Here is a 13356-nt window from a genome sequence, read left to right on the forward strand (position 1 = left end):
ACGCACAGCCTGTGACAGTTCCGGTTTTTTTTGTCAAATCAAACCTATCGCAATGGCATTTCTAATCTGATTTTTTACTTTACAGGATTAAAAAATGTAATCAATTTAGGTTCAATTCACTCAATTATTCATTAAATCTTAACAGCAGTGACTTTGTTATAGCCTTCAGATGTTAGTTCATCATTCACACACTTTAAAACATAGTTATAAAGCTCTTCATTGCTTACGTCGTCTTCTTTAGCCCAACTAACACACATTTCTGTGAATTCTTGAATCGTCTCAGCTGAAGCGTCTGTAGCATCGTTTGCCACTGCATTAGCAGCAGATAAAACGAAAAATGGTGCAACGATTAACGCGAGTAATGCTTTATTCATTTTCTTATTCCTAAAAATGGAGTAACAATCGAGTTATGTATTCATACAATGCCTACATAAAACAAGTGTAACCAAGCCAGAACATCTCTGTTGGTATATTGATTTTTAATCGAATATAAAATAAAGGGAAACGAAATATTTTTATCGTCAAGATGAGCGTATCGCGTAAAAGTGTTTAACCTTAACTAATTGTGTTACAGCTAAATTTAGGCTAATGTCGCGTTTTAATTTTTAGGTGTTCTTATGTCAGAGCCACATACAAATAATATAAATAAAAAAATACAACCTGTTCATAAAGTAGAGCATGCTCTTGAGTCGTTTATATTCAAAGGACGCTGGTTATTAGCCCCATTTTTTGTCGGTTTACTATTTGCTGTGGTTTTATTACTAATAAAATTTTTTAAACAGCTGTATTTGATGGGGATCGCAACGTTTACTGCCAGTAATCAAGAGTTGTTGGTGGGTATATTAACTTTGGTTGATACCGCTTTGTTAGCTGGACTTTTATTAATTATTATATTCAGTGGCTACGAAAACTTTGTCTCTAAGCTTAATATCGAAAATCATGAGGACCGTCCCGTATGGATGGGAAAAGTAGGGTTTTCTGGTTTAAAAATGAAACTGATTAGTGCAATAGTCGCCATTTCAGCCGTTGAGCTACTAAAGGTGTTTATAAGCTCTGCATCTCATTCAAATGATGAATTACTCTGGAAAGTGCTGATACACGTGACCTTTGTTGTGTCGGGTGTACTGTTTGCATTTACTGATTACTTAAATAGTAAAACAATTAGCCATTAAAAAATGCTAAAAAAACCCGAGCAGTGCTCGGGTTTTTTATAATAATGTAAATATTAACTGCAGTGGGCGTAATAACAACCAAATGGCTCAACTGTCAGTGTTTCATTATCAAGCTTTGCGTTGTGATGATAAAGGTCGTTATGTTCATTTTCAACACTTGCATTAATAGTAAGTTTTGCTTGTGAAGCACTCAAATTGAATACACACAACATTTTTTCATCGTTTCGAGTACGGTAAAACGCTAAGATTGGCTCTTCGGTTTGTAAAAACTCAATATCACCTTCAAGTAATACCGGCTGGTTTTTACGCCATGCCATAAATTCACGGTACGCATTTAATATTGAGTTTGAATCATTCTCTTGTTCAGCAACTGCTTGCAGCCTATGTTGTTGATCAACAGGTAACCACGGTTTTACTTCACTAAAGCCCGCATTGTGAGCATTGGCATGTGAGCTATCAAGGTTTTCCCAAGGCATTGGGGTACGACAACCATCACGGCCTTTAAAGTTTGGCCAAAACGTAATGCCGTATGGGTCTTGTAAATCTTCAAACGCAACGCTTGCTTCACCGAGCCCGAGTTCTTCACCTTGATACATACACACGCTACCACGTAACGAGGCCAATAGGGCGGTTAACATCTTACATTGCGCAGGGTTTACTTCACCCGTTTCGCTCCAACGGCTTGCAACGCGCTCTACGTCATGGTTACTAAATGCCCAGCAAGGCCAGCCTTCAGTCATACGTTGTTCAAGTGTAGTAACGGTGTTTCTTATATATTCACTTGAGTAGTCATCAGTTAGTAGCTCAAAGCTGTAACCCATGTGCAATTTATCGCCACCGGCGGTGTATTCAGCCATAGTAGCAAGTGAGTCTTCTGATGATATTTCACCCAAAGACACGGTTCCTGGGTATTTATTGAGTAAGGTGCGAATGTCACGCATAAACTCAATGTTTTCTGGCTGTGTGTTGTTGTAGTAGTGATACTGAAACGCGTACGGGTTATCTTCACTAAAACCGCGGCCTTGGCGCTTATCTTTTGGTTTTGCAGGATTGTCGCGTAATTGCGCATCGTGGTAGCAAAAGTTAATTGCATCGAGCCTAAAGCCATCTACACCTTTTTTCAGCCAAAATTCCACGTTATCAAGCACAGCTTGTCTAACATCTGGATTATGAAAGTTTAAATCGGGCTGCTCGGTAAAAAAGTTGTGTAAATAATACTGACCTCGGCGCGGCTCCCACTGCCATGCCGGGCCGCCAAAAATAGATAACCAATTATTAGGTGCTGTACCATCTTCTTTTGACTCAGCCCAAACATACCAATCAGACTTATCATTAGTGGTATTTTCGCGGCTATCTAAAAACCATTGATGTTGATCAGAGGTATGGCTGAGTACTTGGTCAATAATAATTTTAATATCGCGGGCATGCGCTTGTTCAATTAGCGCATCAAAATCGTTTAAATCACCAAATATTGGGTCAATATCTCGGTAGTCGCTAATATCGTAACCAAAGTCTTTCATTGGCGATTTAAAAAAAGGTGAAACCCAAATAGCATCAACACCTAAGCTTTTAATATAATCAATGCGATTAATTATCCCCTTTAAGTCACCAATACCATCATTGTTGCTATCTTGAAAGCTACGCGGATAAACCTGATAAATTACCGCACCTTTGTACCACTGCTGTTGGGCCATGCTTTTCTCCGTCATTGCACACCGTATTTCGATTACGCTAAATATGGTTTGTTAACTCACCATATAATATTTCTAAAACCATACGTGAAGCCCGTGATTTTGTAAAAATACTGCATACGTATGCAGTAAAATACACACTTTTTAAGTATTAAAAAAATCACTAAAAACCAATTAAATATTTTAAATTAGCGAGAAAACAACCTTACCAATTAAGGTTTTTAAATTGATTTATAGGTTAATTCTTATTTTAATCATTATTAACAATGGCTTGAGTTAATCGCCTCTATACTTCATTGGTCTTACCAATTGTACGCCCAACAATAAGCGTATACAGAGCAGGGATCAGCTTAAATATGGTTATTTTTATTCAGTTTAAATTTAACAACATGCTCCTTTTATTGATAAATATAATTACTTAACTAAATTTATTAAGAAATTAATGTAAAGTTATAAAAGGTAATAAAAACAATGATTTATGATGTTTCAGGTTGTTTTTATGTTAATATGATGTCAATGTGCAAGTGTTGAATACGTATGCATAAAGTTGTTAATAAAATGAAGAGAGCGTTAACATTAATCCTGACAACAAAATTAGCTCACTTTGTTTGACTATCACTCAAACAAAGCGAGGATCACACTATGGGTAACGGGAAAAACATCATGTCTATGTTCAAACCAAGTATATTAACGTTGGCATTAACAGCTGCTGGTTTATCAAGCTTTGCTACTGCTGCCGCGCAAGAAAATACAATAAAAAAAGAAGACGTTGAAATCATCGAAGTTAAAGGTTTTCGTGGCAGTTTAGTTGAGTCAATAAACACCAAACGTTTTTCTACACAGGTTGTAGAGTCAATTTCTGCTGAAGATATTGGTAAATTACCAGACTCATCTATTGCAGAATCTATTTCACGCTTACCGGGTTTAACCGCGCAGCGTCTTGATGGCCGAGCAAGTCGTGTAAGTGTGCGTGGCTTTAGCGAAAATGAAAGTGCCACTACCTTTAATGGTCGCGAGCAAGTTTCTATTGGTGACAACCGTGGTGTTGAATTTGACCTGTACCCATCAGAAATAATGAGCGGTGTAACCGTTTATAAAACGCCTAATGCAAGTCTTGATGCAGAAGGTATTGCTGGTGTAATCGACATGCAAACCGTTAAGCCTTTAAGTAAAGGTGAGCGTGTGATCATGTTTAATGGCCAATTAGAGCAAACAGGTTTTGATAAATTAAACCCTGATGGCAACGACAGTGGTTATCGCGGCACAATTTCGTACATTGACCAGTTTGCAGATGACACCATAGGTGTTGCGTTTGCTTATAATAAAATGAGTTCACCAAACCAAGAAAAACGATGGAACTCATGGGGCTACCCTGAATTTGAAGCAGCTGGCGAGCAATATTCTATATTAGGTGGTGCAAAACCTTATGTGCGCTCATCAACACTTGAACGTGATTCAGCAATGTTTGTACTTGAAGCCGCACCAACTGATCGTTTAAACATGACGTTTGATGCGCTTTATGTTGATTTTTCAGATGAGAAGATATTACGTGGTATAGAAGTACCTTTTGCATGGGGCCAAGGCACAATAGATGCTTCAAGCGCTGAAATAGATGAGTCGTCTGGTTTTATCACCAGTGCAGTTACACAAGGGCAACGAGTTGTCGTTCGTAACGATTATGAAGAACGTAATGCTGAGCTAACGCAATTTGGTTTTAACACTAAATACGATATTAATGATTCATGGTCGTTAGAGTTTGATGCCAGTGTATCTGAAGTAAAACGTGAAATTTGGAGTATCGAAAGTTACTCTGGTACAGGGCGTGGCGATGCAAATGGCGTGGCTGATAACATAGGTTATGCCTTTGATGGTGGCAATACTGGCGCGCAATTTAGTCATGAATTAGATTACAGTGATTATGATCTTATTCAATTAGGCGGCCCGTTATCTTGGGGAGCGAGTTCAGCCCTTAACGACAAATACGGTTTAATGGGCACTGCTTATGAAAACACAGCACAAGACGGTTTTATTAATGCCCCAGAAATTAACGATGAACTACAAACATTAAAGCTTGCTGCGAGCAAAGCACTCGAAAATGAGTATTTTAGTAAAGTAAGCTTTGGTGTTTCATATCGGGATCGCGAAAAAAGTAAGTTGTCTGAAGGGTATTACATGACCTTAAAAGACTTCTCGCTTGCCAATCCAGGTATGTTGGCTATTCCTGAGCAATACCGTGAAGGGTCTGCTAGCTTAGACTTTATTGGTATGGGTAACATGGTTGCCTACGATACAAACGGCTTAGTAAACGATGGCTACTACGACCTATTACAAGAAAGCCTTACAAACCAAAAGCACAAAACGCAATCTTGGACTGTTCAAGAAGAAGTAATTGCAGTATTTGCACAGCTAGATATTAACGCAGAAATTGGCTCAATTCCGGTAACGGGTAATATTGGTGCGCGTTATGTACAAACAGATCAATCATCACAAGGCTCTGCTGCTAATACAGTTAATGGCTTAGTTGTTGTAACGCCTACTGATGTTAGCCATGACTATAGCCACTTTTTACCAAGCATAAACTTATCGTTTGCAATTGATGAAGAGCAAACAATACGTTTTGGTGCAGCAAAAACAATTTCGCGCGCACGTCTTGATGAAATGAATGCATCAATAAATGCCACTTACAGCCAAACACAACCAGACGATAACGGTAATTTTTGGAGCATTTCGGGTGGTAATCCAAAGCTTGAGCCTAAAGAAGCAACAGGCTTTGACCTAAGCTACGAAAACTATTTTGATGCAGAAGGTTACTTTGCTGCAGCATTCTTCTACAAAGATATTACGCAATGGATTTTTGATGGTACCTATGATGTAGATATGACAGGTGTTGCAGACCCATCTACAGGTGAAATTCCAGCTACGTCTACCGGCACAGGCTCAGGTAAAGTAAATGGCGGTGAAGGCGACCTTTGGGGTTATGAGCTATCTTTATCATTACCATTTAGCGTATTTCATCCAAGCCTAGAAGGTTTTGGTTTAATTGCTAGCCATACAGGTGTAGAGCAAGACTTGAGTGATCAAAATGGTAACGAATATGAGTTACCAGGCTTATCAGACCAAATCGACAGCTTAACCTTTTATTATGAGCACAGCGGTTTTCAAGCACGTACCAGTATGCGCAAACGTAGTGACTTTAAAGGTGACGTATATGGTTTAGGCTTTGAAACCACTCAAGTTGATATCAAAGGCGAAACAATTTGGGATGCACAATTAGGTTATGACTTTAGCGAAGGCGGTTTTGATAGCTTAGCTGGCTTAAGTGTTACCTTCCAAGTGCAAAATATTACCGAAGAACCTTTTGTATCGCTGCAAGGTGATAACGACCTACAAATACGTGACTACCAAGATTATGGCCGTACATTTTTACTAGGCTTTAGTTATAAACTCTAGTTTTATTTAGCGTTGAAAAGCCCTTGTGATTTGCTTTACAAGGGCTTTTTTATATCACATTCAATACTGGTTTATTCAACAACCATGGTGAAAACTAAATGAATAATAAAATAACAAATGTGGTAATTGCCGGTGGGGGCACTGCAGGATGGATCACGGCAGCCTTATTAAATAAAGTATTGGGTAACGTGATCAACATCACCTTAGTTGAGTCTGATCAAATAGGGGCTATTGGCGTGGGAGAGGCGAGTATTCCGCCAATTTTGCATTTAAATGGCGCGTTGGGAATAAATGAACATGAGTTTATTAATGCCACTCAAGCAACGATTAAATTAGGGATTGAGTTTGAAAACTGGCGCGAGCAAAATCATAAATATATGCATGCCTTTGGTAGCATAGGTAAAGATTTTCCATTTTGTGAGTTTCATCACTTTTGGCTAAAAGCAAAACAGCAAAACCACGCCTCCGACTTGTGGGATTTTTCTGTTAACTACCAAGCGGCAAAAGCAGGTAAATTCGCCCATTTACGTAATTTGCCTAATACCCAATTACCAGGGTTACATTATGCTTATCATTTTGACGCAACCTTATATGCCAAACTGTTAAAAAAACTTGCGCAGCAGCGCGGTGTTAAACGTGTAGAAGGTAAAATAAAAAGCGTGCAGCAGTGTCAGCAGTCAGGTGATATACAAGCATTAACACTTGAGAGTGGCTCAGTAATTAAGGGCGACTTATTTATTGACTGCACTGGGCTAAGTGCATTATTAATTGAAAAAACCTTAAATACAGGCTTTGAAGACTGGTCGCATTGGCTACCTTGCGACAGCGCAGTAGCAGTGCAAAGTGAATCAGCGAATGAGCCAGTACCTTATACTCGCTCTATTGCCCAAAATGCTGGTTGGCAATGGCAAATACCTTTACAGCACAGAGTTGGTAACGGCTTAGTGTTCTCGAGCCGCTATTTAACAGATGATGAAGCAAAGCAGCAATTACTCGCTAATTTGCCCGGCAAAGCAATAACAGAGCCGCGGGTGATCCGTTTTAAAACGGGGCGCCGACGCTTACAATGGCATAAAAATGTAGTTGCTATTGGACCCTCAAGTGGGTTTTTAGAGCCGTTAGAGTCAACCAGTATTCATTTAATTCAAACAGCGGCTATTCGATTAATTAAGTTGTTTCCGCATAATGGGATTAAACACTCGCAAGTAACTACATATAACCTGCAAAGTAAAACCGAAATAGAACGCATACGCGACTTTATAATTTTACATTATAAGCTTACCACCCGCACAGATAGCGCATTTGGGCGTCAATGTCAGCAAATGAGTATTCCCGAAACTCTGCAACAAAAAATAACCTTGTTCAAGCAAACAGGCAAGCTCACTCGAGAAGACGACGGACTTTTTTCCGAGCCAGCGTGGCAGCAAGTAATGATAGGTCAGGGGCTTGAAGCAGATGATTATCACCCATTAGCCAACGCCCTAACTGATGAGCAGCTGCTCGCATTATTTTCTGATTTAAAAGCTTTGATTAACCACACGGTTGAACAACTCCCTTCTCATAGTGAATTTTTATCTAGGATGAAAAATAATTAAATGAAAAAGCTAATTAAAGCACTGTTTGCTACAACATTGTTTACTGCAATACCATTTACTGCAACAAAGGCACAGGCCATGTCTGTATCGCCACAAAATTGGTGGGTTGGCATGCAAAATGAGGCATTGCAACTTATGTTGCATGAGCCAAACATTGCTAAACAACAGTGGCAATTAATCCCCTACAATGGGGTTAAGTTAATCAGTATTAGCAAAACAGATAACCCTAATTATGCGTTTTTAAACCTAAAAATAACGCCGCAAGCAAAGCCTGGTGACTTAGTGTTTACCAGCCCAACGGGTGAGCGCTTTGAATACCCGTTACATACTCGCAGCAGCAACAGTGCCAAGCGTAAAGGCTTTAACAGCCAAGATACCCTTTATTTAATTAACCCAGACCGTTTTGTAAATGGCGATAGCAGTAACGACACCGCAGCAGGCATGTTAGAGGCCGCTGATCCAAAAAGTAAAGGCGGGCGCCACGGTGGCGACTTACAAGGGGTGATCAATGCACTTCCATATTTAAATGATTTAGGGGTAACTCAATTGTGGTTAACCCCAGCGCTTGAAAACAATATGCCAAGCTACTCTTACCATGGTTATGCTATTACTGACTTTTATAATATAGATCCCCGTATGGGCAGTAATGAACTCTACCAAGAGCTGTCAAATAAAGCGCAGCAACAGGGGATTGGTTTAGTGATGGATTTTGTACTTAATCACTTTGGCTCTGAGCATGTGTGGATGAATGACAAGCCAACGTCTGATTGGATTAATTTTAATGGTGAGTTTGCCAATGGTAAACATGCCACTAGTCATGCAAGGCAAACCATTCAAGACCCTCACGCCAGCCAGTTCGATAAACGTCAATTTAGCGATGGCTGGTTTGTAGAAACCATGCCCGATTTAAACCAGCGTCAACCTTTGTTGGCAACCTACCTAATTCAAAACACCATTTGGTGGATTGAGTATGCAAATTTAAGCGGTATTCGAGTAGATACATATTCATACTCAGACAAAGCTTTTTTAGCCAATTGGACCAAAGCAATTATGAGCGAATACCCAGCGTTTAATATTGTTGGTGAAGAGTGGACTACCAATCCAGCAATTGCATCGTATTGGCAAGCGGGCAAAAATAACAGCGACGGTTATACTTCAAGTTTACCCAGTGTGATGGACTTTTCGCTGCAAGAGGCGCTCATTCAAGCTTTAAACGAAGATGAAAGCTGGAACACAGGTTGGGTTAAAGTATACCAATCACTTGCCAATGATTTTTTATACCCTAATCCAAATAACCTTTTAGTATTTGCCGATAACCACGATATGAGCCGTGTTTATACTGAGCTAAAGCAAAATCTAAATAAAACCAAAATGGCGATGACCATGCTGCTTACCACCCGCGGTATTGCACAAATGTATTATGGCACCGAAGTATTACTCGATAACACAGGCAGTAATGACCACGGCGATATTCGTATTGATTTTCCGGGCGGCTTTGCTGGGCAAACAGTTAATGCCTTTACAGGTAAAGGGCTCACAAATGCACAGCGTGATATGCACCAAACCCTACGTACGTTACTTAATTTTAGAAAGCAAAGCCCTGCATTAGGTTATGGCAAGCTAACGCATTTTAGTCCACATCAAGGTATTTACAGTTATGCACGTATAGCCGATGAGCAAATAGTGTTGGTATTTTTGAATAAAAATAAGCAGGCTAAAAATTGGTCATTAGAGTATATGCAAGAGGTGCTTAAGCTGCATACAACAGCAACAAACTTGTTTACTAAGCAGCAAATTAATTTAACTGATGCAATAACATTAGCACCCATGAGCGCCACAGTATTAGTGATAGAGTAAATTGCTTAACTGAATACGTATGCAGCGACTGTCAGTCAGTCGCGCTTCACACTAGTATTAAATTCATAACAAAAACGACAAAGTAGTAGAGTAGACTATGACAATAATGAAGATAATTAAATATAGCCCTTTGTTTTTAGCCAGCAGCATTTACCTAACAGGCTGCTCAGATAGCGAAACACAAGCTAATCAGGTTAATGAGCAATTAACTAAATCTGCAGATGAGATCAGCAAACCAGTTGTATACCAAGTATTCACTCGTTTGTTTGGTAACACCCAAACGGTGAATGTACCTTGGGGCACTAAGGAGCAAAATGGGGTTGGCAAATTTGCCGACTTTAATGACGCCGCATTGCAAGGCATTAAAGATTTAGGCACCACCCATGTTTGGTATACCGGCGTGTTGCATCATGCGCTGGTGGGCGATTATAGCCAATACGGGATAAAACAAGACGACCCTGATGTAGTTAAAGGCCGTGCGGGTTCGCCTTATGCAATAAAAGATTACTACGATGTAAACCCAGATCTTGCAGTAAACCCAGAGCGTCGCTTAGTGGAGTTTTCTGCACTTATTGAGCGCACTCATCAACATGGTATGAAAGTGGTTATTGATATTGTGCCAAACCATGTGGCGCGTAACTATCATTCAATTGCTAGGCCTGCTGGTGTAAAAGACTTTGGCGAGCAAGACGATACCAGCAAAGAATATGCGCGTGATAATAACTTTTATTATGTGCCAGGGCAGTCGTTTCAAGTACCTAGCTCTGATCAATACCAAGTTTTAGGAGGAGATGCACACCCATTAGCCGATGGCTTGTTTAACGAAAGCCCTGCTAAATGGACAGGAAACGGCGCGCGTGCAGCCAAGCCCGATATAAACGACTGGTACGAAACTGTAAAAGTAAACTACGGGGTTAAACCCGATGGCAGTTATGACTTTCCAACCCTACCTGCAAGCTTTGCAACTAAAGATGCCCGAGCGCACTATGAATTTTGGCAAGACAAAAACCTACCTAACAGCTGGTATAAATTTCGCGATATTGCACTATTTTGGTTAGATAAAGGCGTAGATGGCTTTCGCTATGACATGGCCGAAATGGTGCCAGTTGAATTTTGGAGCTTTTTAAATTCGGCAATCAAAATGCAAAACCCTAATGCCTTTTTACTTGCCGAAGTATATAACCCAAAAATGTACCGAGGTTATATTCATCAGGGCAAAATGGATTACTTATACGACAAGGTGGGTTTTTACGACACGCTAAAAGCTATTATGCAAAATAAGCAAGCTGCGAGCACTATTTTTGATGCACAACAGCAAGTTGCCGATATAGAACAGCACATGCTGCACTTTTTAGAAAACCACGACGAGCAACGTATTGCCAGCCCCGATTTTGCAGGTAACGCGCTATGGGGCAAACCAGCCATGGTGGTATCTACGTTAATTAGCCGCTCGCCTAGCTTGTTATATTTTGGCCAAGATGTAGGCGAAGATGGCTCTGAAAACGCCGGGTTTGGCACGCCAACCCGTACCAGTATTTTTGATTATATTGGCGTTCCTGCGCATCAAGCGTGGATGAATAACGGCCAGTTCGATGGTGCTAATTTAACACCTGAGCAAGCTAGCTTACAAAAATACTACAAAGCCATAATGGCGTTAAATAACTTACCTGCGGTAGTGGGCGGTGATATGCACGCTTTAAACGTACAGGGTAGCGACAGGGTTGTTGCGTTTTCACGTAGTTTAGGTCGCCAAGTTATTTTGGTACTAAGCAACTTTAGCGAGCAACAACAAACAATCACTATTAACTTAAATAGCCAAACAACTGCAAATATAGGCGCAAATTCAGCGTTACACGATTTACTCGAAACACATAGCGGTGTGTTAGTGAGCAATAACGATCAAGGTGCAAGTTTTACACTTACCCTTAATGCACTAAGTAGCGCGGTATTAACCAATAAGGTAAATAATGAATAATAATAATAGCAATAAACCTGACCTAAGCTTTTGGCAAATATGGAACATGTGTTTTGGTTTTTTAGGGATTCAATTTGGGTTTGCCCTGCAAAACGGTAACGTTAGTCGTATATTTCAAACGCTTGGTGCCGACATTGATGATATACCTATTTTATGGGTAGCCGCTCCGCTAACGGGGTTAATTGTACAGCCTATTATTGGTTACTGGAGTGATAAAACCTGGGGTAAGTTAGGTCGCCGCCGTCCGTTTTTTTTATATGGTGCAATTTTAACTACACTGTCGTTATTTATAATGCCTAACTCACCAACGCTGTGGGTTGCTGCCGGTATGTTGTGGATTATGGATGCGTCAATTAACGTTACTATGGAACCGTTTCGTGCTTTAGTTGGCGACAACCTACCTAAAAAACAGCGTGCAACAGGTTATGCCATGCAAAGCTTTTTTATCGGCATTGGCGCTGTAGTTGCATCAGCACTACCATGGATGATGGCTAACTGGTTTGGTATTGCCAATACTGCACCGGCTGGGCAAATTCCTGATTCAGTAAAATATTCGTTTTACTTTGGCGCGGTAATTTTACTGGTTGCTGTAGGTTGGAGTATTCTAACCACCAAAGAATACTCGCCAGAGCAACTCGCTGCATTTAATCAACAAGAAGAGCCTGCTTCTCAAAGCCAACCAACAGCTAATATTAACTTTAGCAAAGGGGGCATAATATTTAGTGTTTTAGGCTTAGCCGTTTTAGCCTTGGTAAGCGCCTTAAATTTAGAAAAAGAACTGTATTTATTGGCTGGTGGTTTAGTGAGTTTTGGGGTTGTTCAGTTTATAGCGGCAGCCTTGCAAACTAAACAACTTACATCGGGCGGTTTTTATCAGGTATTAAACGACGTATTTACTATGCCCGAAGCCATGAAGCAGCTGGCGTGGGTGCAGTTTTTTAGCTGGTTTTCGTTATTTGCAATGTGGATTTATACCACTTCAGCGGTAACGGGTTTTCATTACGGCAGCAGCGATACCAGTTCCCCAGCTTATAACAACGGCGCTGACTGGGTAGGTATATTATTTGCCGCGTATAACGGCTTTGCAGCACTTGCTGCAATATGTATTCCGATAATAGTTAAGCGCGTTGGTTTAAAGCTCGCCCATTGTTTTAACCTAATTTTAGGCGCGCTGGGCTTAGCCAGCTTTATTGTTATTAAAGATCCCACCTTACTTATTTGGCCAATGATAGGCATTGGCTTTGCGTGGGCGTCTATTTTATCACTGCCATACGCCATGTTAAGTACCTCGGTGCCGAGCAGTAAAATGGGTGTTTATATGGGCATATTTAACTTTTTTATTGTTATACCCCAGCTGTTAGCCGCCAGCATTTTAGGGCTTATATTACGCCACTTTTTTGAGAATCAACCAATATACGCTTTGTTAATAGGCGCGGTGTCGTTTTTACTGGCAGCCGTTGCCGTATTGCGCGTTAAACAATCTTAATTTTTATAAATAAAAGCAAATTACTGCCTCTACCATTGCATTTTTAAGGCAAGGGCAGAGGCAGCAAAATAACTAACCATTAGGCTAAAACCATTCGCAACATATTACAGTTGCACTTTAATTGAATGGT

8 protein-coding genes are annotated in these 13356 nt (G+C 40.2%); 6 read left to right on the plus strand and 2 right to left on the minus strand.

Features of this window, described 5'->3' with window-relative positions:
- Positions 1-131: 131 nt before the first annotated feature.
- The gene (locus AAEZ18_RS02150) at positions 132-374 is read right to left on the minus strand and encodes a hypothetical protein (protein WP_016899532.1); all 243 of its coding nucleotides are present in this window, start codon (positions 372-374) and stop codon (positions 132-134) included.
- 243 nt (positions 375-617) lie between these two features.
- Here AAEZ18_RS02150 and AAEZ18_RS02155 point away from each other — a divergent pair, with 243 nt between their 5' ends.
- Positions 618-1172, plus strand: coding sequence for a TIGR00645 family protein (locus AAEZ18_RS02155; protein ID WP_028835834.1), 555 nt, complete (start codon positions 618-620; stop codon positions 1170-1172).
- Between the two features lie 53 nt (positions 1173-1225).
- On the opposite strand, the gene AAEZ18_RS02160 is transcribed toward AAEZ18_RS02155, so the two are convergent.
- Positions 1226-2866 (minus strand): alpha-glucosidase family protein, encoded by a 1641-nt coding sequence (locus AAEZ18_RS02160; RefSeq protein WP_350593730.1) that lies wholly within the window; start codon positions 2864-2866, stop codon positions 1226-1228.
- Positions 2867-3526: 660 nt separating this feature from the next.
- Between AAEZ18_RS02160 and AAEZ18_RS02165 the strand changes: the two genes are divergently transcribed.
- From AAEZ18_RS02165 to AAEZ18_RS02185, 5 genes are all read left to right on the plus strand, one after another.
- Positions 3527-6313 (plus strand): TonB-dependent receptor, encoded by a 2787-nt coding sequence (locus AAEZ18_RS02165; protein WP_350593789.1) that lies wholly within the window; start codon positions 3527-3529, stop codon positions 6311-6313.
- A 98-nt stretch (positions 6314-6411) separates the two neighbouring features.
- Positions 6412-7908 (plus strand): tryptophan halogenase family protein, encoded by a 1497-nt coding sequence (locus tag AAEZ18_RS02170; protein ID WP_350593732.1) that lies wholly within the window; start codon positions 6412-6414, stop codon positions 7906-7908.
- A complete protein-coding gene (locus AAEZ18_RS02175) occupies positions 7909-9765 on the plus strand; it encodes a glycoside hydrolase family 13 protein (protein WP_193038410.1) in 1857 nt (618 codons plus the stop codon).
- A gap of 106 nt (positions 9766-9871) precedes the next feature.
- Positions 9872-11740, plus strand: coding sequence for an alpha-amylase family glycosyl hydrolase (locus AAEZ18_RS02180; protein ID WP_339686305.1), 1869 nt, complete (start codon positions 9872-9874; stop codon positions 11738-11740).
- Positions 11733-13226, plus strand: coding sequence for an MFS transporter (locus AAEZ18_RS02185; protein ID WP_179806619.1), 1494 nt, complete (start codon positions 11733-11735; stop codon positions 13224-13226). Before AAEZ18_RS02180 ends, AAEZ18_RS02185 begins: the two co-directional genes overlap by 8 nt.
- Positions 13227-13356 lie beyond the last annotated feature (130 nt).

The sequence above is a fragment of the Pseudoalteromonas sp. 19-MNA-CIBAN-0066 genome, assembly GCF_040308705.1.
Taxonomy (GTDB): Bacteria; Pseudomonadota; Gammaproteobacteria; order Enterobacterales; family Alteromonadaceae; genus Pseudoalteromonas; species Pseudoalteromonas nigrifaciens.